The 22,207-nt window shown below is 68.1% G+C and carries 18 protein-coding genes and 6 pseudogenes; 14 read left to right on the top strand and 10 right to left on the bottom strand.

All coding sequences use genetic code 11. The features are described from left to right. Positions 1-206: 206 nt before the first annotated feature. Positions 207-754 (bottom strand): annotated as a pseudogene (locus AB0924_RS35615) (transposase); the annotation flags it as partial. Between the two features lie 326 nt (positions 755-1,080). Here AB0924_RS35615 and AB0924_RS35610 point away from each other — a divergent pair. Both AB0924_RS35610 and AB0924_RS35605 read left to right on the top strand, forming a co-directional pair. Next, positions 1,081-1,695, top strand: coding sequence for a hypothetical protein (locus tag AB0924_RS35610; RefSeq protein WP_366913675.1), 615 nt, complete (start codon positions 1,081-1,083; stop codon positions 1,693-1,695). A 515-nt stretch (positions 1,696-2,210) separates the two neighbouring features. After that, positions 2,211-2,486 (top strand): annotated as a pseudogene (locus tag AB0924_RS35605) (transposase); the annotation flags it as partial. Positions 2,487-2,510: 24 nt separating this feature from the next. On the opposite strand, the gene AB0924_RS35600 reads toward AB0924_RS35605, so the two are convergent. Then, entirely contained in the window at positions 2,511-3,044 is a 534-nt protein-coding gene (locus AB0924_RS35600) for a phosphoribosyltransferase family protein (protein WP_366913674.1), read from the bottom strand. A 328-nt stretch (positions 3,045-3,372) separates the two neighbouring features. Beyond that, on the bottom strand, positions 3,373-3,576 hold the full coding sequence (locus AB0924_RS35595; protein ID WP_366913673.1) for a hypothetical protein: 204 nt from the start codon (positions 3,574-3,576) through the stop codon (positions 3,373-3,375). Between the two features lie 243 nt (positions 3,577-3,819). On the opposite strand from AB0924_RS35595, the gene AB0924_RS35590 reads away from it, so the two are divergent. Continuing rightward, positions 3,820-4,224, top strand: a complete 405-nt coding sequence (locus AB0924_RS35590) for a hypothetical protein (protein WP_366913672.1) — start codon at positions 3,820-3,822, stop codon at positions 4,222-4,224. A 429-nt stretch (positions 4,225-4,653) separates the two neighbouring features. Beyond that, positions 4,654-5,787: an IS630 family transposase gene (locus AB0924_RS35585; RefSeq protein WP_366913671.1), complete on the top strand. Its 1,134-nt coding sequence runs from the start codon at positions 4,654-4,656 to the stop codon at positions 5,785-5,787. A gap of 26 nt (positions 5,788-5,813) precedes the next feature. Here AB0924_RS35585 and AB0924_RS35580 read toward each other — a convergent pair whose 3' ends face one another. The 3 genes and pseudogenes from AB0924_RS35580 to AB0924_RS35570 all read right to left on the bottom strand — a co-directional run. Further along, entirely contained in the window at positions 5,814-6,197 is a 384-nt protein-coding gene (locus AB0924_RS35580; RefSeq protein ID WP_366913670.1) for a hypothetical protein, read from the bottom strand. Between the two features lie 109 nt (positions 6,198-6,306). Continuing rightward, positions 6,307-6,903 carry a hypothetical protein gene (locus AB0924_RS35575; protein ID WP_366913669.1) on the bottom strand — a complete coding sequence of 199 codons (597 nt, stop codon included), beginning with the start codon at positions 6,901-6,903 and terminating at the stop codon, positions 6,307-6,309. 138 nt (positions 6,904-7,041) lie between these two features. Continuing rightward, a pseudogene (locus tag AB0924_RS35570) lies at positions 7,042-7,140 on the bottom strand (ATPase); the annotation flags it as partial. Between the two features lie 568 nt (positions 7,141-7,708). Between AB0924_RS35570 and AB0924_RS35565 the strand changes: the two are divergent. Both AB0924_RS35565 and AB0924_RS35560 read left to right on the top strand, forming a co-directional pair. Next, positions 7,709-8,197: a hypothetical protein gene (locus tag AB0924_RS35565; RefSeq protein WP_366913668.1), complete on the top strand. Its 489-nt coding sequence runs from the start codon at positions 7,709-7,711 to the stop codon at positions 8,195-8,197. A gap of 28 nt (positions 8,198-8,225) precedes the next feature. Further along, positions 8,226-8,994, top strand: a pseudogene (locus AB0924_RS35560) (transposase). Positions 8,995-9,101: 107 nt separating this feature from the next. Here AB0924_RS35560 and AB0924_RS35555 read toward each other — a convergent pair. After that, entirely contained in the window at positions 9,102-10,121 is a 1,020-nt protein-coding gene (locus AB0924_RS35555) for an aldo/keto reductase (RefSeq protein ID WP_366913667.1), read from the bottom strand. Positions 10,122-10,149: 28 nt separating this feature from the next. Next, positions 10,150-11,046 carry a helix-turn-helix transcriptional regulator gene (locus tag AB0924_RS35550; RefSeq protein WP_366913666.1) on the bottom strand — a complete coding sequence of 299 codons (897 nt, stop codon included), beginning with the start codon at positions 11,044-11,046 and terminating at the stop codon, positions 10,150-10,152. A 387-nt stretch (positions 11,047-11,433) separates the two neighbouring features. On the opposite strand from AB0924_RS35550, the gene AB0924_RS35545 reads away from it, so the two are divergent. The 6 genes and pseudogenes from AB0924_RS35545 to AB0924_RS35520 form a co-directional block, all read left to right on the top strand. Continuing rightward, the gene (locus AB0924_RS35545; protein ID WP_366913665.1) at positions 11,434-12,939 is read left to right on the top strand and encodes an MFS transporter; all 1,506 of its coding nucleotides are present in this window, start codon (positions 11,434-11,436) and stop codon (positions 12,937-12,939) included. An 11-nt stretch (positions 12,940-12,950) separates the two neighbouring features. Next, positions 12,951-13,832: an aldo/keto reductase gene (locus tag AB0924_RS35540; RefSeq protein ID WP_366913664.1), complete on the top strand. Its 882-nt coding sequence runs from the start codon at positions 12,951-12,953 to the stop codon at positions 13,830-13,832. Positions 13,833-13,868: 36 nt separating this feature from the next. Further along, complete coding sequence (locus AB0924_RS35535; RefSeq protein WP_366913663.1) at positions 13,869-14,936, top strand: NAD(P)-dependent alcohol dehydrogenase; 1,068 nt, start codon at positions 13,869-13,871, stop codon at positions 14,934-14,936. Further along, a complete protein-coding gene (locus AB0924_RS35530) occupies positions 14,933-15,727 on the top strand; it encodes an SDR family oxidoreductase (protein WP_366913662.1) in 795 nt (264 codons plus the stop codon). Before AB0924_RS35535 ends, AB0924_RS35530 begins: the two co-directional genes overlap by 4 nt. 10 nt (positions 15,728-15,737) lie before the next feature. Continuing rightward, positions 15,738-16,835 (top strand): alcohol dehydrogenase catalytic domain-containing protein, encoded by a 1,098-nt coding sequence (locus tag AB0924_RS35525; protein ID WP_366913661.1) that lies wholly within the window; start codon positions 15,738-15,740, stop codon positions 16,833-16,835. Between the two features lie 829 nt (positions 16,836-17,664). Then, positions 17,665-17,847, top strand: a pseudogene (locus AB0924_RS35520) (hypothetical protein); the annotation flags it as partial. A 186-nt stretch (positions 17,848-18,033) separates the two neighbouring features. On the opposite strand, the pseudogene AB0924_RS35515 reads toward AB0924_RS35520, so the two are convergent. Next, positions 18,034-18,117 (bottom strand): annotated as a pseudogene (locus tag AB0924_RS35515) (transcriptional repressor NrdR); the annotation flags it as partial. A gap of 1,049 nt (positions 18,118-19,166) precedes the next feature. Then, entirely contained in the window at positions 19,167-19,523 is a 357-nt protein-coding gene (locus AB0924_RS35510; RefSeq protein ID WP_366913660.1) for a hypothetical protein, read from the bottom strand. Positions 19,524-20,182: 659 nt separating this feature from the next. Between AB0924_RS35510 and AB0924_RS35505 the strand changes: the two genes are divergently transcribed. Further along, positions 20,183-20,758: an ISAs1 family transposase gene (locus tag AB0924_RS35505; RefSeq protein WP_366913678.1), complete on the top strand. Its 576-nt coding sequence runs from the start codon at positions 20,183-20,185 to the stop codon at positions 20,756-20,758. 208 nt (positions 20,759-20,966) lie between these two features. Continuing rightward, positions 20,967-22,175, top strand: coding sequence for an RNA-guided endonuclease TnpB family protein (locus tag AB0924_RS35500; RefSeq protein ID WP_366913659.1), 1,209 nt, complete (start codon positions 20,967-20,969; stop codon positions 22,173-22,175). Positions 22,176-22,207 lie beyond the last annotated feature (32 nt).

The following is a 22,207-nucleotide window of genomic DNA, read 5'->3' as shown; positions in this document are numbered from 1 at the left end:
GATCTGGGCAGGATGCAGATCTGCACTGTTCGTCACGGCGGTCATCATGCCGCTTGGCCTTCCAGTTGGCCCAGCCGGGACCGAAGTTCGATCTTTACGGGACTTCCCAATGCTGATGTCAAGCCGCGACTGCGACGGGGGTGAAACTTGGTAGCACTCTCTGTCACGGATCATTGCCCACAGGACGTGTATCACCTCGGCGTGCGGTGTTCGCGAAACCGGGCCTCGACGAGAGCGTCGAGTTCCGCGATCTCCTCGTCGAGGGCCATCACCCCCTTCGCAAGGCGGACCACCATGGCGGCGGCCAGCCTCTCGCCGGGCAGCGCGGTGTGCTGGGCCTGGGCGGCGTCCACGGCAGTGCGAGCGAGTGCGGCGGCGCCTTTCACCTTGCGGTTCTTCAGCCAGGTCTCAATCCGCTTCGCACCTGTACGGCGGATCGCTGCCGGAGTCTGGTAGCCGGTCAGGAGCATGACCGGACCCTTGTTGGTCAGGTCCAGCGCCCGCTCCAAGGCCGGAAATGAGCCCTGAGGCGGTTGATCTGGCGGGTGCGGTCGAAGACGAGGTCCAGGCGCCGGGTGGTCAGGGTGCGCAAGTCGACGGCGATCTCGTCCCCGGGCCTGAGCAGTCCCAGGTCCCGGCGGGTACGGGCCTGGTCGGCGATGACGAAGGCGTCCTTCGCGTCGGTCTTTCCCTCACCCCGGTAGGTGGCCGAGGCCCGGTGCACTGCCAGGCCGGTGAGGTAGGCGACAGCGCGCCAAGGAGCTCCTGCACACCCCAGGCAGGCTCGGACAGCAAGTGCCGCCAGCGGGTACCTGTTCGATCCGCGCGAGGGTGGCCGGCGGTTTCGTTCGCCTTCGTGGCCGCTTCATTGGCCTGGCGAGAGGCTTTCCATGAGCCGTAGGCGGCAGTGCCGGTTAACAGGGCTGAGCCGCGGCAGGTGAAGTTCACCGTAATCGTTCAGTACACGCGAAAGTCAAAGGACCGCCGCTACGATGCCGGCAGGGGAGGACAGACGATCGGCGTGATCAACGCCTTCTGCCGCAATCAGCGCAACAACAAGTGCCCCGCATGGATGCATCCGTGACAGACCCCGAAGACCGAGAGCAACAGGCAGCTAGTGCCCGTCTGTTGCTGTACTACCTAAATGCCCCCATCGCCGACTACTGCCATCTGCGAGGTGTCCTCCCCGCCCCCGGCGCCGTACGGATCGCCGTCCGAGTCGGAAAGGACGAGTACGCCAAGAGCTTCCTGTACGAGATCCCCCACGACACGGTGACCCCGTACTACATCCCCGGCGTGCTGCGCACCGTCCTGACCGGGCCCCAGATCTACAGCAGCAGCGACGTCGACGAGGTGATGGGGATGACGCTCATCCGCCTCCGCCCTCAGGGCATCACCCCGACCCCAGAAACCGAACGGGGTGAGGCGCTCACCGTCGTACGCGCCCTCTCCGACCCCGTAGACGACGAGAACCCGTTCCTTGTCGGCTTTCTCATGCACGGCGACGGCCTGATTCGTCTGTATGTGCAGCGTCCCGACCGGCCGGGCATCATCGGGGTCGACATCCGTTTGACCGGGACGCCGACGACCGCCCTCCTCACCTCCCTGCCCTCCCTCGTCGAGGAGGAGCAGTACCGGCGCCCGGCCCCGGACGACCCGCACTGCGACCTACTGGTCGACCTGACCGACTGGTAAAGCTCCGCCGACTGCCGCATGCGAGGCCGGTTAGCGCCGCTGGGCCCGAGCGTCGACGCCTCCGAGTAGACCGCCCGCACCAACGTGCTAAACCACTGCCCTGACGTCCCGGTCGCAGTCACTCTTCTCGGGTAGTCGAGATCGAAAGTCCCGGCCCGTACCAGTGGGCCGGGACTGCACCACATCATGCCCTCGAAGCATTGCGCATTACGAGTTGTCCGACCCTGGTCCGGGGACGTCCATAGGCATGCACAGGGTCGGTTCACTGCCTGCTCAGGGGTGTTCCAAGGGTCTGGGGACACGAGTGGACGCTCACGGAACAAGTAGTGACTGAGACCGGAACTGAGACCTTGGCACTCATAGCGCAGAGTCCGAGGGACAGTTTCCCTACCGCATCAAGCCCCGGCTGCGCTCCGCTCCGCCGGGCGCGCTTCCCGGCTCCGCTCCGGGCGCCGCTCCTGCCTTCGGCCCGCTCCGCCCGCGCTGCGCCGACGCGCGCCCACATGTGGATAGGGCAGCTCCAGCTCGCCCGGCCTCTGGCCAGCGATCTCCGCCGGCCCTGGGAGAAACCCACCACCTCCCACCGACTCACCCCGGCCCGAGTCCGCCGCGGGTTCAGGAACATCCGCGCCCACCTCGCCTGCCCGGCCCGTGTTCCCAAACCCCGAGGCGCTGGCCCTGGACGGTCACCCGGCGCCAACAACAAGCACCTACCCCGCTACGACGTCGGCAAGTCCGTCAAACGCCCCGAGACCCTCAAGGCCATCGGCAAACCTGGAAGATCTTGGTAGATCAAGCTGAGCTCAGCTTGATCTTTATCGGCACGGTGGGAGTTCTTGCGCAGTCAACAGCCCTCTAATAGTGCCGAGGGCGTTCTTCGGCGCACCGGTGAGCTGATCAACGATGACACTGCATCCCACCCAGGTGGACCCGCACTCCTCGACCATGCTCTGGGCGGCCGCAGCCTGGCTACCGGTCTCAATCCAGTCATCAACCAGCAGCACACGGTCTCCCGGCCCCAGCGACGATCGCTGGAGTCGCAGCGTGTGACGAAGGCGTCGGTAGTCGGCAGACGACTGACGCACAACTTTGTCGCCTGGGAAGAGGCCCTCGCCCTTGCGGATGGGAACGAAACCGACGCCGAGCTCGACGGCCGCGGCACCGCCCAGAAGGAATCCCCGCGACTCGATCCCACAGACTGCCGTGATCTGCTCCTCCCGGAACGGTTCGACGAGAGCGGCGACCACCGCGGCCAGTGCCTTGGCATCCCGAAAGATCGCCCACACGTCCGCGTGACCACCGATCCACCGGAAGTGTTCAAGCACCAGGTCACGTGCAGTCGAAGGCATGGGCGGAAGTCTTCCGATCGCCGACCAACGCAGCAAACCATTAACGACCACACCGGCATCCTGGCTCTCACCACATCAACCTGAGCCCGTAGATAAAGAACAAGCTGAGCCTGAGGGCGGTCTTCGAAGACGGTGCAGGCGGCCGCAACCGGCCACTTCCCGCGAATCCCCGTACGCGGCGAATGGTGCTCAGTAGGTTGGAGTTGTCGTCCCGGTGGTCTCCCCCGTACCACCGGGACGCCCCCCTTGTCGGCAGCCGCGCCTGTGCTGGACCGACCGGAGCAGAGCCAGTCGCTATCTGTTCGCACCGCTTCCGGCGCACCCGGTTTCAGTTCCCCGGTGAGAACGCCGCACAGTCGCCGCGACAGGGCTTCTTGCCTGCGGCCTGAGCCTCGGCCTCGGGCATGGGGACCACTTGGCGCAGCTCGTAGTCCTGAGGCGCACCACCGTCCTGTCCGCTCCGCAACGAGGAGCAGTCCTCGCGCATGTGGTACCGGTCGCCCTCACCGCTCACCCAGACGGTCTGTGTCATGGGCGAAACCTATCGAAGACGTCGGCGGCCGGACAGGTCGCTGAGCGCGCATGGACACCCCACCGGACAGGGGAGAGCACCACCATGACGCCCCCCGCAGAGCCCGGCACGGGCGCGGAACACCAGCCACACCAAGATCCTCTACTTGTGGCCAGCGCCCGTTGTAGCATCACGCGCCGCAGGACGGGACGACTGATGGTCGGCCGCCCCTACGGCGCACCAATCCCGGCGGAAGGCACATGCGTGGAGACAACGGAGCGGCGCTCCCCCGCGGGAAAGAAAGCCGAGTACAGCGCGGCTGCCTGGCTGATCGGGTGGGTGGTCTTTCTGGGGTCCGGGTACATGGCCTCGTTACTGCTGATCAGTACCTGGGTGAACTGCGACATCGGCACCAACGGCTCCTACCAACTCCTTGCATGGGTGGTTGCGTCGACCGGCGTGGCGACCGTGTCCACCGTCCTGTGGGCGGTGATGCGCAAGATAACGGGTCGACGGCGCCTCTTGTTGCCACTGGTGTTGACGATCCTTGCCAGTGCGATACTGCTCTGGCCGGAGTTGGCAGTGTGGTACGTGTCGCCCGGCCACGCGGACAGCATGTGCGAATCGGGCGGCACGCCCGTGGGGTGGCCCAGTTGGCTGCCTTTGTGAGGCGGGCCGCAAGTAGAGCGGCCAGAAGTCGGCTAACGGGGCTATCCGCGACGGCGCCAACAACGTGATCACACCCGCCACGGCAAGTCCATCTCACCTGTGACCAGGAGTTACGGGACGGCCCTTACGAGACCTCGTGCATGGTTGGCCGTGGCTCGGCGCCGGGTAGCTCGTTGAACTGTCCATGATGGAGGCTGGGGCGCGTGAGTTGATCGTGGCGGAGTACCGGGTCACGGGGCTGTCGCCCGTGGTGATCGCTGAACTCATCGCCGCGCTAGGGCCGACGACCTCGCGGCTCGCCTCCTCGCAGAGGCCTCGCCTACGGTGGCTTCGTCTGTCTCTAGTGCCGCATCAAGCAACGTTCGCCCTGTTGTGACGCGTCGTCCGGATGGTGATCCGGGCGGCGCGTCGTGCGTCATGCTGGGCGGGGTGGCTGAGCATGTGCGGATCCGTGAGATTGATGACGACGAGGGGCAGCGGCTGCTGCGGATCGTCCGCCGAGGTACCGGATCGGTGGTGACCTGGCGCCGGGCCCAGATGGTGCTGTTATCGGCCCAAGGTATGCACGTGGCCAAGATTGCCGAGGTGACGTTCACCAGCCCCGACCGGGTCCGGGATGTGATCCACAACTTCAACGCTGACGGTTTCGGCTCGCTCTACCCCAAGTACAAGGGCGGTCGGCCCAAGACGTTCACCCTGCCCGAGCGGCGCGAGATCAAGAAGATCGCCAAGTCCATGCCGGCCGAGCACGGCCTGCCGTTCTCGACCTGGAGCCTGGTCAAACTGGCCGACTTCCTGGTCGCCGAGGGGGTGGTCGACGACATCAGCCACGAGGGCTTGCGCATCCTGCTCCGCGAGGAAGGCGTCACCTTTCAACGCCTGAAGACCTGGAAGACCTCGAAGGATCCCGATTACGCGGTCAAGAAGGCCCGCGTCGAGCACCTCTACGCCATCGCCGACGGCGAGGTCCTGCCCGAGCTGGGCGAACCCGAGGTTGTGTTCTGCCTGGACGAGTTCGGGCCGCTTAACCTCCAGCCCCACCCCGGCCGCCAGTGGGCCGAACGCGGCGGCAAACACAAGGATCCCGGCCGCGAACCACGGCCGCGCCGCCGCGCGACCTACACCCGCCCCCACGGGGTCAGGCACCTGTTCGCCGCCTACGACCTGGGCAAGGACCAGCTCTACGGCCACATCAAGAAGACCAAGAATCGTTCCAAGTTCCTGGAGTTCTGCCGCTACCTGCGCTCCCTCCACCCCGTCGGCAAGCGCATCGCGATCATCTGCGACAACTACTCCCCGCACTTGACCACCAAGCGCTGCCGCCGCGTCGCCGACTGGGCCGAGGCCAACAACGTCGAGATTGCCTACACCCCGACCAACAGCTCCTGGCTCAACCGCATCGAGGCCCAGTTCACCGCTCTGCGCTACTTCGCCCTAGACGGCACCGACCACCCCACCCACAACGCCCAGGGCAGCATGATCCGCCGCTACATCATTTGGCGGAATAAGCACGCCACCAACGAGCGCCTACGCCGAGTCGTATCCAGAACCAACGTCGCCTGAGACCGTGGGGCCACCCGCGTCCGTAGTCAGCCCACAGAGACGACCAGTACCGCACTGCCATCCTTGCCCTGAGCAGGCTCCCCGACCAGCGAGTGTCCTGCCGAGATGACGGCCGTCACGGCCCGCAGGTCCTCCGGAGCAGCCGCGATACGCACCCGCGCCTGACTCGGACCCAGGCCGCTGACATCGAACGGGACCACAGGAAGTGCGCTCTGCGCGGCCCACTCGTCCGTGAGTTCGCTGATCTGGAGCACCAGGGTGCGGCAAATCCCTTCCTCAGCGATCTGATCACGCGAGGGGCCGGCATAGGCGAACACGTCAGTCAGCGTCTCCTCCACCGCGTCCACCTCACTGAATTCACGGCCGACGATGGAGATGAGCGCGACGCCAGCGCCGAGCGTTTCCGTCATGGCGAGAGTCTTGCATCCGCCTCCGACAACACGGCACGGGGCACCTGCAGCACTGCTACCCAGCCGCGAGGGCGAACGTTTTCTGATGCGGCACTAGGAACAGCACTTGTTACCGCAAGGTGGCAGGCGGGACTGATGGGCCCTGGATCTCCAGGACGACCGCCGTTCCAGCGACAGTCCGGTCCTCGTGCATGGTGATCACTTGACCGGGCTGAAGCTGCTGCCACTTCGACGGGGAGAGCGGGGCGAGACGCACCGTGACCTGCCCTCCGGGCTCCATGAAGGGCGTGAACTCCACCCAAAGAGCGGCTATGTAGAGGTCGTGTTCGCCTGTCGGGGTCCTTCCTCCGATGTTCCACATAGGTCGTAGGACGCCGGCTCCAGAGAAACGTGTCTGCCGACGGGCCTCGTGGGCTGGTCTGAGGGAGAGGTCGGCTCGGATGATGCCGTTGCAGGTTTCGAAGCAACGCCAGTGACACCAGGCCGCGCTCCTGTCGAGTCGCATCTGCTCGGCGGCGGCGAGGGCCTGCCAGAAGGCGAGCGGAAGCGGGTGGACATCACCAAGCTCCTCCAACAAGTCGAAAGCGACTTCCCACTCGTCGTGGGCGAGGTACTCCCAGACGTCGTTCACCGTGATGTCGTTCTCGGTGGCAACGACTTCGGGGACCAGCAGTGGGGCAGCTTCCAGCAGCTTGGGAACGTCCATGCCTCGATTCTGGACGACGCTTTATGTTCCGTGGGCTGCGCATCCCGGAGCCGCATGCTCCGCTGAAACGGGACAACGGGAACGGAACCGGCGGCCGTGCGTCAGGGCGGCAGGCCGTGCGTCAGGCAGCGGCAGATGTCAGCCGGCCTTCGCCGGTTCCTCGGTTCGGGCTCGGGTGATGGCGAGGCAGTAGAACTCGGTGCCAGTTTCGATGATGGTGCCGTTGAAGGTGAGCCGTTCGGCGTGTTCGCCAAGGTCACCGCTCCTCGCGCAAGCGGGTGCTGTTCTTGAGCTTCTCCCACGCGGCGGTGCGGCCGCTGCACTCGGCGATGAGGGCGGCGCCGTAGCCGTCTCCCTTCCACGCCTGCCTAACCGGCTGCTCGACCCACGAAGCCCTCGGTGCTAGACCCAGCCCCCGCGCTGACCCAGATGGATTGGGGCGTGGAGGGGACAGTCGGCTCACGACTGCAGGAACGACCAGGACATCAAGTTGACCGGCCGCCCCATCGTCGATTCGGGTGGGCTGGACCGTACATGTTGCGTACTTTGAACGTGCGGAATGCGTACCGCGCCGGGGCGGCGCCCCCCGAAACGAGAGCACCTACGGGGCGCGCGGCTCGGTCGGCGAGGCATGGCCGTTCCAGCCCGCCCGCCCGTTGCCGGTGAACCGCCGGGGGCAGCCCCGCCCCCCAACGGGCGTGCGCCCCAGCCGATCGCCCGCTAAGGGCCGTCCCGTAACTGCCCCGGCGTTGGTGGTCCGTGGGTAGGCCGTCGCTCTCAAGCGGTGAGTTGGGAGACTCCGGTCATGGGATCTTGGGGAACCTTGGGGCCGGCGCTGTTGTCTCTGGCAGGCGTTGCGCTCGGCGCGGGCGGGTCACTATTTGGCCAGTACCTGGTGTCGCGAGCGAGCGCCCGGCAGCTTGAGATACAGGAGTCGACCGCGCACCGTGCGGAGCTGAAGAACGTGATCCTGAAGTTCCTGAGCATCGCGTCGCAGGTGCAGAAGGCCGCGTTCACGTGCCCGCCCAATGGCGGGATCGCAGCGGATCCCGTGCTCGACCAGCTCGTCGATGACCTGTGGCTTGCGCAGGCGGAGATCGACCTGGCGGCCGGAAGCGAGCCCCTGCGGGGCGCTACGTATCGTTACGCGGCGCGCCTCGCTGAGGCGGCCCGAGGCGAGATAGCCGACGTGTCGGCACTGCGCGGGCCGCAGGTGCAGTTCATGGACGCCTCGTATGACGACCTGTGGCCCGGACAGCGACGCGCGGCCGGGGATTCCCCGGCACCTCCGTGAGGCGGGACGGAGGTGAGACGATCTTGCCGTGGCTGGTGTGATCACGGCGTCGGAGCCCTCCTGGATAACCCCGTTCTCCGGGCTGAGCCCGTCCTGCTTCCACAAGCTGATCACCGCGTTACGCCGCGAAGGCGCGGAGCCGGTGCGCAAAGGCCGTCCCTGGAGCCTGCCGCTGGAGGACCGCGTGCTGCTGGTGACCGCTTGCTGGCACACGAACTTGACGCTGCGCCAGCTGGCCCCGCTGTTCGGCATCTCGAAGTCCGCGGCCGAACCGAGTGATCGACCATCTCGGGCCGTCGCTTGCGCTCCGGCCCCGCAAGCGGTTCCGCAAGGACACGGTGCTCATCGTGGACGGCACCCTCGTCCCTACCCGCGACCACACGATCGCCGAACAGTCCAAGAACTATCGGTACTCCACCAACCACCAGGTCGTCATCGATGCCGACACCCGTCTGGTTGTCGTGGTCGGCCGGCCGTTGCCGGGCAACCGGAACGCCTGCAGGGCGTGGCAGGAATCCGGGGCCAAGGCCGCCGTCGGCAAGACCATGACGATCGCCGATGGCGGCTATTTGGGCACCGGACTCGTGATGCCGCACCGCCGCCGGGCCGGTGAGGAGCTGCCCGACTGGAAGCAGGAACACAACCGTTCGCACAAGCAGGTCCGGGCCCGCGTCGAGCACGTCTTCGCCCGCATGAAGACCTGGAAAATCCTCCGCGACTGCCGCCTCAAGGGCGACGGAGTGCACCACGCCATGCTCGGCATCGCCCGCCTGCACAACCTCGCCCTCACCGAATAGACCGCCAAGTCACCAGCCAGAAAGCCATGCTCGCCCATTCGGAGATCATTTACGGGACGGCCCTTAGGCGCTCATCTTTGGAGCGGGCGCCGGGAGGGTGGGATGCGTCAGCGGCGCCGCTGGTCGGCCCTCAGCTCGAAGTCGCCGTAGCTGTTGTCGACCGGGTTGACCGTGACTCCGGGCGCGACGATTTCGTCGATGGCGTCGAGGACGTCGGAGGACAGGGTGATGTCGGCGGCGGGCAGGAATGCCTCCAGCTGTTCCATGGTGCGCGGTCCGATGATCGCGGAGGTGACGCCGGGGTGGTTGATGACGAAGGCGACGGCCAGCTCGATCAGGGAGAGGCCGGCCTTCTCCGCCAGGACGGCGAGCTGTTCGACGGCGTCGAGCTTGCGCTGGTTGTCGGGGGTGCTCATGTCGAAGCGGGCCTGGGGGCGGGCTGCGGAGGCGGGTCCCTCGGTGGCGTTCTTGCGGTAGCGGCCCGAGAGCCAGCCGCCGGCGAGTGGGCTGTAGGTGAGGGTGCCCATGCCGTGGCGGCGAACGGCGGGCAGCACGTCCTCTTCGATGCCGCGGACGAGGATCGAGTAGGGCGGCTGCTCGGTGACGAAGCGCTCCAGGTTCCGCTCGCGGGAGGTCCACTGGGCTTCGACGATCTGCGAGCCGGAGTAGGACGAGGAGCCGATGTAGTGGACCTTGCCCTGGCGGACGAGGTCGGTGAGGGCGCCGAGGGTCTCGGAGACGTCTGTGTCAGGGCTGGGGCGGTGGACCTGGTAGAGGTCGATGTGGTCGGTGCCGAGCCGCCGCAGGGAGTTCTCGACCGCGCGGATGATCCAGCGGCGCGAAGCGCCCCGCTGGTTGGGGTCGTTCTGGTCCATGGGCATGAAGAACTTGGTGGCCAGGAAGACGTCCTCGCGACGGCTCTTCAGCGCCTTGCCGACGATCTCCTCCGAGACGCCGGCGGAGTAGACGTCTGCGGTGTCGACGAAGTTGATGCCCGCGTCGAGGGCGCGGTGGATGATCCGGATCGACTCGGTCTCGTCCTCGTTGCCCCAGGGGCCGAACATCATCGCGCCCAGGCACAGCGGGCTGACCTGGACGCCGGTACGGCCGAGCGGTCGGTACTGCATGAAGTGGTTCTCCTCTTTCGTGTGGGGGTCAGTCGTTGCCGGAGGGCACGACCGTGCTGGTGGTCGTCCAGCTCGCGAGCAGGTCCAGGGCCTGCTGTTCCGGAGAGTCCGGCTCGGGTGTGTAGAAGTTGAGGCGCAGGCCGGGGTCGGAGGGCAGCTCCATCGCCTCGTAGGGCAGGGCGAGATCGCCGACGAGCGGGTGGTGGAGGTTCTTCACGCCGGAGCGGTGGAACTTCACGTCGTGCCGTGCCCACCTGCGGGCGAAGTCGCTGCTGCGGGTGGTCAGTTCGCCGATCAGGTCGGTGAGGGCCTTGTCGTGCGGCGCGCGGCCCGTTTCGGTGCGCAGGAAGGCGACGGCATCGTCGGCGCCCTTGTCCCAGTCGACCCAGAAGTCCTGGCTGGCGGGGTCGAGGAACAGGAAGCGGGCGCTGTTGACCGGCCCGCGCTGCGCGAACAGCGGTGAGTCGAACAGCGGCGCGTACAGCGCCCGGCCCAGGGCGTTGGCGGCCATGATGTCGAAGCGGGCGTTGCGGACGAACGCCGGCACGCCGGTCATCGAGTCGAGCAGCCGCAGGATCGTCGGCCGGACGCGTGAGGAGGTCACCGCCGGCCGCCGGCCGGACGGGCTGGTGGCGCGGGCCAGATCGTAGAGGTGGGTGCGTTCGGCCTCGTTGAGCTGCAGGGCGTGCGCGAGGGCTTCGAGGACCGAGTCCGAGGCGCCGGCGAGGTTGCCGCGCTCCAGGCGGACGTAGTAGTCCACGCTCATGCCTGCCAGCAGGGCGACCTCTTCGCGTCGCAGCCCCGTGACGCGGCGGTTTCCGCCGTAGACCGGTAGGCCGGCCTGCTCGGGGGTGATCCTTGCTCGGCGGGTGCTGAGGAACTCCCTCACCTCGGCGGCCACGTCCTTTTTGGTGTGGTCGGTCATGCTCAATTCCTGATGTCCTTGACTGTCGCGCCCTCGGCGGACGGCTCCCGGCGCGAGCCGTCGCGGAGGAAGCCCATCTCGAGCGTCGCCCGGACGCCGGCTGGCACAGCGGTCCGGGAACGGGGGCCCGGCTCGGGCAGGGCCACTCGCGTCGACCGCCGGGTTGGACCTGACCTCGAGTACGGGGGCACGGCGGACTCCTCTCGATCGGCCTGCGCGGTGCGCCGGCTCATCCACGGTAGGTCGGCCTGGAAGGGCCTGCGAGGTACTGCCAGTACCTGGAAGAGCAGTGACTCCCACTGCCCCCTCGAGGTGCCGTTATCTGGGACAGGCCAGCAACCGGCGGCCCGGAATCGGGTCGCACTCCCGATCGACGCGAGGAAGCCCGTGCGAACAGCAGCCATCCACGACACCGGCGGTGCCCCCGCCGGGCCAGTCGCCGACTCGAGCCGTCCGGGCGGGCCGGGCGGTGACAGGACCACCGCCCCGCGCCGCCAGGCGCGGCATTCCTCCGGGGGCCCGGCACATTCGACGCTGATCCTCGCGATCATCTGCGTCAGTTACTTCATGGTCATCCTGGACAACTCGATCGTGTTCACCGGGCTGCCGCAGATCCGCTCCGATATGGGCTTCTCCGAGACGGGCCTGTCGTGGATCACCAACGCCTACGTGCTGGTCTTCGGCGGGCTGCTGCTCCTGGGGGCACGCGCCGGTGATCTCTTCGGCCACCGCAAGGTCTTCCTGTACTCGCTGGTGGTCTTCTCGCTGGCCTCGCTGCTGGTGGGCGCCGCCCAGAGCGCGTGGTGGCTGATCGCGGCCCGGGCGCTGCAGGGCGTCGGCGCCGCCGTTCTGGCCCCGTCCGCGCTCTCCCTGCTCACGCGAAGCTTTGCCGAGGGACGCGCACGTAACCGGGCGATGGCCGCGTACAGCGCCGTCGCCGGTCTCGGCGCGGCGTTCGGGCTGGTCGTCGGAGGTTTGGTCGCGGACCTGATCTCCTGGCGGGCGGGGTTCTTCCTGAACGTCCCCATCGGCATCGTGATGATGGTGCTGGCAGTGCGGTTCCTGCCCGAGACCGAACGCCGCGGCGGCCGGTTCGACGTGGCCGGGGCGTTGCTGGCGACTGTGGGCTCGACCGCGCTGGTGCTGGGCATCGTCGACGCGGCCGACCATGGTTGGACGGCACCGGCCACTGTGCTCCCCCTCGCGGCGGGTGCGGTGCTGCTGGTGGTGTTCGTCGGGGTGGAGCGGCGGGCCGCGCAGCCGATCGTGCCGCTGCGGCTGTTCGCGAGCCGCGAGCGGTCCGGTGCCTACGTCACTCGGATGCTCTACATGGGCGCGATGATGGGGTTCTTCTTTTTCACCGCGCAGTTCGTGCAGAGCGTCTACCGGTGGACGCCTTTGCAGGCGGGCCTGGCCTTCCTGCCGATGACGCTGGTCAATTTCGTCTTCGCGGTCCGGGTGCCGCGGCTGCTGGAGAGGTTCGGCAGGCCGCGGGTTCTCGCCGCGGGGGTCGTGCTGACGACGGTGGGTATGGCCTGGCTGAGCCGCCTGGACCTGCACACCCCCTACCTGACCGGTGTGGCCCTGCCGATGGTGATCATCGGCGCCGGTCAGGGGCTGGCGCTGGCGCCGATGACTTCCAGCGGTGTCGACGGCGTCGCACCCGAGGACGCGGGAGCCGGTTCGGGCCTGGTCAACACCGTGCACCAGATCGGCAGCGCACTGGCCCTGAGCATCCTGACGGCCGTGGCCGCCACCGTCTCCACCGGCCATGAGGCCGCCGACATCGCGGCCCGCTCCGGCACCGCGCTGACGGGCTCCACCGTCCTGCTCGCGCTGGCCGTCGCCGCCGTCTTCACCCTGATCGTGCCCGCCCGGGCGTCCCGCAAGTAGAGGACTACGTGATGCAGACCCTCACCCTCAACAACGGCGTCGAGATGCCCGCCCTCGGCCTCGGCGTCTTCCAGACCCCGCCGGACGAGACGATCGCCGCGGTCACGGCCGCGCTGGAGCTCGGCTACCGGCACATCGACACCGCCGCCGCCTACGGCAACGAGCGCGAGGTCGGCCAGGCCCTGCGGGACTCCGGCGTCCCGCGCGACGAGGTTTTCGTCGAGACCAAGATATGGATCAGCGACTACGGCTACGAGACTCTCCACGGCTTCGACAAGAGCGCCGCCAAGCTCGGCCTCGACCAGATCGACCTGCTCATCCTCCACCAGGCGCTCCCCTCGGACTTCGACCGAACTCTCGACGCCTACCGGGCGCTGGAGAAGCTGCTGGCCGACGGCACGGTCCGCGCCATCGGCGTCAGCAACTTCATGACCGACCACCTGGCCACGCTGCTGGACGCCACCTCCGTCGTGCCGGCCGTCAACCAGCTGGAAATCCACCCCTACTTCCAGCAGCGCGCCGTCCTCGACTTCGACACCGACCACGGCATCCTCAACCAGGCGTGGTCCCCCATCGGAGGCATCACCTTCTACCCCGGCTACGGCGAGGACCGCCGAAGCGTCCTTCAGGACCCGGCCGTCACCCGGATCGCCGAGGCTCACGGCAAGAGCCCGGCCCAGGTGCTGCTGCGTTGGGGCCTGCAGCAGGGCCGCTCGGTCATTCCGAAGTCCACCAAGCGGCACCGCATCGCCGAGAACCTCGACGTCTTCGACTTCGAGCTCACCGCGGATGAGCTGTCCGCCCTGGACGCGCTGGAGACCGGCCGGCGCGGCGGGCCGGAGCCCGAGGCCGTCACCCTCGCCGCCTACGGCCGCGCCATCCCCGAAGCCTGACCTTCCCCCCCGTACGACCTGCAAGAAGGAACCACCGTGCCCACCACTGTCAACGCGTTCGGCGCCCACGAGGCCGGCCAGCCACTCGCCCCCGTCACCATCGAGCGCCGTGACGTCGGCTCCCACGACGTCAAGATCGACATCCTGTACTGCGGGATCTGCCACTCCGACATGAACTTCGTCGACGGCTCCTTCGGCCCGCTCCCGGTCAGCCCGCTCGTGCCCGGGCACGAGATCGTCGGCCGCGTCACCGAAACCGGCTCCGACGTCACCCGCCACCAGGTCGGCGACCTGGTCGGCATCGGCTGCATGGCCAACTCCTGCCGCGAGTGCGACAACTGCCGGGCCGGGCAGGAGCAGTACTGCCTTGAAGGTCACACCCTCGTCTTCGGCAGCCCCGACCCCGCCGAGCCCGGCGCCCACACCCAGGGCGGCTACTCCGAGGCGATCGTCGCCCCCGAGGACTTCGTCGTCCGCGTGCCCGAGACCCTCGACCCGGCCGCCGCCGCGCCGCTGCTGTGCGCGGGCATCACCGTCTACGCGCCGCTCAAGCGGTTCGCCGCCGGTCCCGGCACCAAGGTCGCGGTCGTCGGCCTCGGCGGCCTGGGCCACCTCGGCGTGAAGATGGCCAAGGCCATGGGTGCCGAGGTCACCGTGCTGTCCCGCTCGGACAGCAAGCGCGAAGCCGCCGCGGCCCTCGGCGCCGACCACTACGCCGCGACCGGTGACGGCACCGCCTTCACCGAGCTGGCCAACACCTTCGACCTCATCCTCAACACCGTCAGCGCGCCGATCTCACTGGCGGACTACCTCGGCATGCTGCGCCTGCACGGCACCATGATCAGCGTGGGTGTCACCACGCAGCCGATGCCACTGGACGTCTTCCCGCTGCTGCAGAACGGGCGCTCCTACGCCGGCTCCCTGTTCGGCGGCATCGCCGAGACGCAGGAGATGCTCGACTTCGCAGCCGAGCACAAGGTCACCGCCGACATCGAGTTGATCAGCGCCCAGGACATCAACACCGCCTACGAGCGGATCAACGCCTCCGACGTCCGCTACCGGTTCGTGATCGACGGCTCGACCCTCAAGGGGCTGACGGCATGACACAGCCAGCCCGTTCGGACATGAACCGCATCCTGATCATCGGCGGGACGGGCAGTATCGGACGCCTCGTCGCCGCCCGCCTGCTGCAGCTGGGCCGCCTGCCGCGCGTGCTCACCCGCGACCCTGACCGCGCCCAGCGGCCCCTGCCCAGCGGCGTCGAGGTGGTGGCCGGCGAGCTGGCCGACCCGACGGCCGTACGCGGCGCCGTCGACGGCGTCGACGCCGTCGTGATGACCCACGGTGCCCCCTACGGGTCCGGCAACTACGCCGCCGTCGACTACGGCGCCGTACCCGCGGTGCTCGACGCGCTGGACGAACATCGTGTGCCCATCGTGCTGATGAGTTCGATCGGGGTCACGGCCAGCGGCGGCCAGTCACGGGAGCTGCTCGAGTGGAAGCGACGAGGTGAGCGACTCCTGCGGGTCACCGGCCTGCCGTACACGATCGTCCGGCCCGGCTGGTTCGACGCCGGCAGCAGCTCCCACCAGCAGGTGGACCTGCGCCAGGGCGACCTGACCGAGTACGGGCCCGTCCGCCGCGACCACGTCGCCGAGACCATCGTCCAGGCCCTGCTGACCGAGTCGGCGAGGGGCAGGACCGTGGAGGTCTTCTCGGCCAACGGCCCGACTATCACCGACTGGCCGGGCGCGTTCCTCGCAGCCGAACCCGACCGTCCGGGCGACCTCGACGGCGCCCGCGACCGGCCAGGACCACGGCCGGAGGCAGAACCCGAACGCGTCCGCGCCGACCTACGACGCCACTCCCACACTCCCCTTACACCTGATATCTGAGGAGACAGTCATGAAGGCAGCCATCTTCCGAGGCGAGAAGCACATCGAGCTCGGCCAGCGCCCTGCCCCCACCATTCAGCAGCCGACCGACGCCGTCGTCCGCGTCGTACGGAGCTGCGTCTGCGGCTCCGACCTCTGGTACTACCGCGGCATCAACTCCCACAAGGCGGGCAGCATCGGCCACGAGTACGTCGGCGTCGTCGAGGCGGTGGGCGAGGACGTGCAGAACCTGGCGGTCGGCGACTTCGTCATCGCCCCCTTCACCTACAACGACGGCAGCTGCCCCGCCTGCCGGGCCGGGTTCGAGTCCAACTGCGAGCACGGAGGAGCCTTCGGCGACGGCGAGAGCGACGGCGGACAGGGCGAGAAAGTCCGCGCACCCTACGCCGACGCGACCCTTGTGAAGGTCCCCGCGCCGGCCGACGGATTCACCGACGCCCAGCTCGCCTCCTTCACCGCACTCTCCGACGTCATGTGCACCGGCTACCACGCCGCCGTGAGCGCGGGCGTGAAGCAGGGCGACACCGTCGCCGTCGTCGGTGACGGCGCAGTCGGCCTCTCAGCCGTGCTGGCCGCCCAAGTCCTCGGCGCCGGCCGGATCATCGCGCTCAGCCGTCACGCCGACCGACAGGCTCTCGCGAAAGAGTTCGGCGCCACCGACATCGTCGCCGAACGCGGCGACGACGCCGTCACGGCCGTACGCGGCCTCACCGACGGCGCCGGCGTCGACGCCGCGCTCGAATGCGTCGGCACCGACCAATCCATCGAGACCGCCGCAGGCATCGTCCGCGCCGGCGGCATGATCGGCGCCGTTGGCGTCCCGCTCTACGAAAAGTTCGACTACAAGACCCTCTTCTGGAAGAACGTCGGCATCAAGGGCGGCGTCGCCCCCGCCCGCCACTACATCCCCGACCTGCTGCAGCACGTCCTGGACGGAACGATCAACCCCGGACGCGTCTTTAACTACTCCACCGACCTCGACCACATCGCCGACGCCTACGCCGCCATGGACGAGCGCCGCGCGATCAAGTCCCTCCTCACGGTCAGCCAGCCGTATGTCCGAGACCCTGCTTCAGCGGCAGGGCCTCACGGGAGCCGAAACACCTGAGCTTCGGCTGCGTACGGACACGCTCCTGTCCGCCTTCGCCATTAGATGGCCGACGGGATGGGAGCTGGGGAGGGTGGTGGGGTGAGGAGCATGAGGCCGCCATGGCAACGAAGGGGTGCCCTCCTGCCAACAGCGGACGGGCACCCCCAGGGCGGTCAGCGGTGACCGTAGCGGCCGTGGCCCCAGCGGTCGTCACGGTCGTGGCCCCAGCGGCCGTGGCCCCAGCGGTCGTCACGGTCGTGGCCCCAGCGACCGTGGCCCCAGCGGTCGTCACGGTCGTGGCCCCAACGACCGTGGCCCCAGCGGTTGTCACGGTCGTGGCCCCAGCGACCGTGGCCCCAGCGGTCGTCACGGTCGTGGCCCCAACGACCGTGCGTGGCATGAGATGCCGCCGAGGGCGCAAGGGTTGCGGCGCTGGCGCCAGTGGCACCGCCCACTAGGACGGCGGCTGCGACGCCCAGCGCGGCGGCAAAACGGGAAACCCGCATTCCGTGCTCCTTTCACGGCAGGAGTCTGATGCACCCCTGCCTAGTCGGACACATCAATGATTACAGCTCAAAAGTCGCCTTGAGTGGAAATCAAGGCCAAAGACACCTTTTGTGATGGTCTATGCCGAGTACAGGAACCGGCGCCAGGCGTGTCGGCGTCACGCCCGCACGCGTACGGGAGGACCACCTCGTCCACCAGAGTGAAATTGCCTCAGCTTGGCGTTTAACCTCGCGGGTCACTCGTCCGGCTAGACCTGCGGTTCTTCACGGGACAGCGGAGGCGGCCGTTCTCCACGCTTCGAGATGTCGAGTCACAAAGCACGAGAGAACGGCCGCTGCCCATGAGTCTGCCTGTCGGTGTGCCCGGAATCGAGGCGTTGGGTCTGTTGTCCCGCTTTCCGGTCGAGTTCTACGAGTGCTTCTACAAGCGGGCGGATTCACTCTTCGAGCTCACCGATGCGGTGCTGCGCGCGGACGGACCGGTGAAAACCCTGGTCGAGCTCTCCTTGGCGGTCGAGCACCGACACGAGCAGAACACCGCCTCCGCGCCATCGTCTGCGGCAACGGATCACCACACTCCTGGCAATACCGCCGAGCCGTACCCTCAACCCCCACACGCCGATCATCCAGCCGTGCACACGCCACGGCCAGGGATCGAAAACACCTACTGTGACGCCGGCGGCAACCAGCACCAGGCCCCTCGGCGGTGCCGGTCGTCCCCAGCACGCCTTGCGCACACCGTTGATGACCTTGGTTCGGCTGAACGGCTCGGCGACTCCCGACCGCTCGGCCAGGACGTAGGTCACGGCGCGGGCGTGCTTCGGCCGGGGGCCGCCGCCGCCTTCGCGGTGCCGCCCATCTCCCGAGCCGGACGGTCGAGGACCACGGCCGCCGCCTCCAGCCCGGTCGGGGTCAGCGTCCCCCGCACGCCGACCTCGTTCGCCGCTCTCACGGATCCGCTCGAAGCGCCAGGGCTCCTTCTCCAGGACGTCGTCGCCCAGCTGCTCAGCGAGCCGGATACGGCACCGGCCTTCCTGAACGAGGTGGATCAGGGCGTCATGGATCTCGGCGATGTCCCGGCAGTACGTACGCCGGGAACGCCGCGGGCCCAGGTGTGGGAGATCCGCTTGTAGTGGAGGACGTAGGCCAGGGCGCCGTGGTGGATGAACTGGCAGCAGATGCACCGCAGGATGGTCGACTTGCTGGCGCCGGCAGTGCCTGCGGAGTCGAAGCGGCGTGGACCCCGAATGGGCCGACCGTGAGGCGAGCGCGCCGGTCCCCGATCAACCACTCCGGGCACCTCTCCCTGGTCCCGGCCCCGGTACTGCCCGCTGCCGTTCACAAAACCCACCGTGTCAGGACCCGCTGACCACGCCCTGACACGCTAGGGCCTGCGCGATCATTGGAGCCATGGAGTTGCGACGATGCGACAGGTGCGAACTGATCATTGGGCAGGGGTGCGACTGTCCCGCTAACGGAACCAGTCCTAAAGAGGCGGACGGGGCGACTACCGCCCCGCGCGCTCCTCGGAACTTCATCCTTGAAAGGATTCTGGTCTCGCCTCGGGGTTACGCACATATCCCGGGTGCGTGCGTCCACTACGTGGAATCGCCCGAAGACGCGGCATGGGGATGGATCCCCAGCCCGGCCTCAGGACAGTGGGCAGGGATCAGCGAACGTCAGCCGTTGCAGGCCACGGAAGGTAACACCGCCCTGGTTGCCAGGAGACGCTGCCCAGACTGCGAGCACTTCCTTGGCTGACTTTGACAGCTCAGACCGTGGCGGGCCTCGACGGGGCCGTTATCCCGTCGCGGACCGCTGACATGCATGGCAGGCCGCAGGACTAGCTGGCGAGGGCCTGGTCCCAGGAGAGCCAGAGCTGGTCGTAGGTCTCCTCGAGGGCCGCATCGCAGCACCCGGCGAGGAAGACGCCGGCGTAGAGGCGGTAGCCGCCCTCGGTGATCTCGCGGAACGCGGAGAGCTCCATGGGCGGGGTGGCGCGCGTGGCCATCATCGTCCCGCGGGCGGCGGAGGACTTCGCGATCCAGGCGCGGGATTTGTTCTGCGTCTCCAGCGCGGCCTGCCGCCACAGCCGGTACAGCGGCAGACCGAGACGTCGAGGGCCATGGCGGCGGGGCCCGACCACATCGCGGCAGCTGCTGCTCCCCCGGAACCACGGCGGGCGGTACGGTCTGCTCACGCTCGCGCGTGCGTGACTGCGGCAGTACGGCGGGCAACCCGACTCCGTCCAGGCAGACGGCGCTCCGGACCCCGGCCCGCCACCCCTCCCCTCTCCTCTCCTCCCCGCCGGCCTATGCGGCGCGCACAACGGCGAAAGCTGCAGTCGGCGGACGGCTGGCCATGTATACCGCCCACCGTGGCCGTACTGCCCTTCGGGGAGTAGGGGTGCGGTGGGTAGCGGTTGGGTGTTCGGTTTGCTGAATACCTGTGCCGACGTGTGGGGCCTGGCAGGCTGTGGCCGGTGAGGGGTGACTGGGTGGGGAAGTCCCGTCGGCAGCGGATGTTGGCGCGGGTGCGGCGGGCGGCGTGGCGGCTGGAGCAGGCCGAGAAGGAACGGGACTGGGCGCTTCCTCGACGCGGGTCGCCACGCCGTGAGCACACCCCCACCGCCCGTACCCGGGGCGCCTTCCTGGCCGTACTACGCACACGGCGCGGACCCGGCTTACGACCCCGTCGGCTGCCGCGGCGTCCATGTCCCTGGCCACACCGCATGCCTGGCCCACCTGGCCGACGCCGACCGCGACGCCTACCTGGCCGGTCTGACTCCCGGCGCCGACATCGACCACCGCGGCACCGCCTTCACCCAATCCCTCCCCGACGCCATCCTCGACCCCGCTACTGGGCGAGCACACCCAGCGCGAGCACGCCGCCTATCTGCTGGGGCGGCACGCTCACTACATCCTGATCGTCGAGGCCAACACCAGGAAGCTCCGCCAGCAGCTCAAGTCGCCTCCCTGGAAGGATATCCCGCTCCAAGGCCGCATCCGCGGCACCGGTCACGGCCGCGCTGAGATCCGACGGATCAAGGTCTGCACCGTGAACAAGCTCATCTTCCCCGGGGCCCGGCAAGCCATCCAGATCAAGAGGCGGCGCACCGACCGCAAGACCGGCAGGACCACAGTCAAGACCGTCTATGCCGTCACCAGCCTCTCGGCCGAGCAGGCCACGCCCGCCCGGCTCGCACAACTGGTCAAGGGACACTGGCAGATCGAGGCCCTGCACCATGTCCGCGACACCACCTTCACCGAGGACGCTTCCCAACTGCGGACCGGCAACGCACCCCGCGCCATGGCCACCTACCGCAACCTCGCCATCGGCGCCCTGAAGCTCGCCGGGACCGTCAATATCGCCGCTGGCCTTCGCCGCAATGCCCGCAACCCCCGCCGCCCGCTCGCACTCCTAGACCTCGTGTGATCACAAACCGGACGTCATTCGACTACGCCGGAGCCCTGGGTCTCAGTCATCGGGTCTCCTTCGTGGATACCCCGGCCTTCAGGCCGGGGAGGAAACGAAGCTCCCGCGTAGCGGGGCAGGGAAGGGCGAATCGCCGCCAGGGCGATTCGGCGTCTATGGCCACCGGCCGACACCCGTCGCTCACACGGGAACTGATAGAATGTGAGCTATGGCGCAGCAGGTCAAGCGGGCGTTCAAGTACCGCTTTTACCCCACGAACGAGCAGGCAGCAGAGCTGTCCCGCACGTTCGGCTGTGTCCGCCTCGTGTACAACAAGGCGTTGGAGGAGCGCACACGGGCCTGGTATGGCGAGCAGCGCCGCCTGTCCTACGTGCAGTCGTCGGCGGCGCTGACGCAGTGGAAGAAGACCGAGGAACTGGCCTTCCTGGCGGAGGTGTCCTGCGTCCCTCTTCAGCAGGCGCTGCGCCACCTTCAGGCGGCGTTCGGGAACTTCTTCGCCAAGCAAGCGAAGTACCCGCGCTACAAGAGCCGGAAGAAGTCCCGGGCGTCGGCCGAGTACACCCGCAGCGCCTTCAAGTGGCGTGACGGGCGACTGACTCTGGCCAAGATGGCCCAGCCGCTGGACATCCGCTGGTCGCGCCCGCTGCCCGCGGGTGCGGAGCCGACCACGGCGACCGTGTCCCGCGATGCGGCAGGACGCTGGTTCGTGTCCCTGCTGTGCGAGGACACCATCACCCTGGCCCCCGCAACCAGCAAGGCCGTCGGCATCGACGCCGGGATCACGTCCCTGGTGACGCTGTCCACCGGCGAGAAGATCGCCAACCCGAAGCACGAACGCCGTGACCGCGCCCGCCTCGCGCGCGCACAGCGCGAGCTGTCGCGGAAGGCGAAGGGCTCGGCCAACCGGGAGAAGGCCCGGGTTAAGGCCGCTCGCATCCATGCGCGGGTCGCCGACCGGCGCCGCGACTTTCTGCACAAGCTGTCCACTCGGCTCGTCCGTGAGAACCAAACGGTCGTGATCGAGGACCTCACCGTCTGTAACCTGCTGAAGAACGGCAAGCTCGCGCGCGCCGTCTCGGATGCGTCGTGGACGGAACTTCGCTCCATGCTGGAGTACAAGTGCGCCTGGTACGGGCGTGAACTCGTCGTGATCGACCGCTTCTTCCCCAGCTCGAAGCTGTGCGGGGCCTGCGGCACGGTCCGCGGGAAGCTGCCGCTGAACGTCCGCGAGTGGACGTGCGACTGCGGCGCCGTGCATGACCGCGACGTGAACGCGGCACGCAACATCCTGGCCGCCGGGCTGGCGGCGTCTGCCTGTGGAGACGGTGTAAGACCTCAACGGGAGTCCTCCCGGACGGGGCGGTCGTCGATGAAGCAGGAAACCCAACGGGCGACCGCTGGAATCCCCCGCCTTTAGGCGGGGGAGGAAGTCAAGACGGTAATGTGAGG

Origin of the sequence: Streptomyces sp. NPDC047869 (assembly GCF_040704065.1) — a bacterium.
Lineage (GTDB): Bacteria > Actinomycetota > Actinomycetes > Streptomycetales > Streptomycetaceae > Streptomyces.
This window is presented reverse-complemented; position numbering and strand designations above follow the sequence as displayed.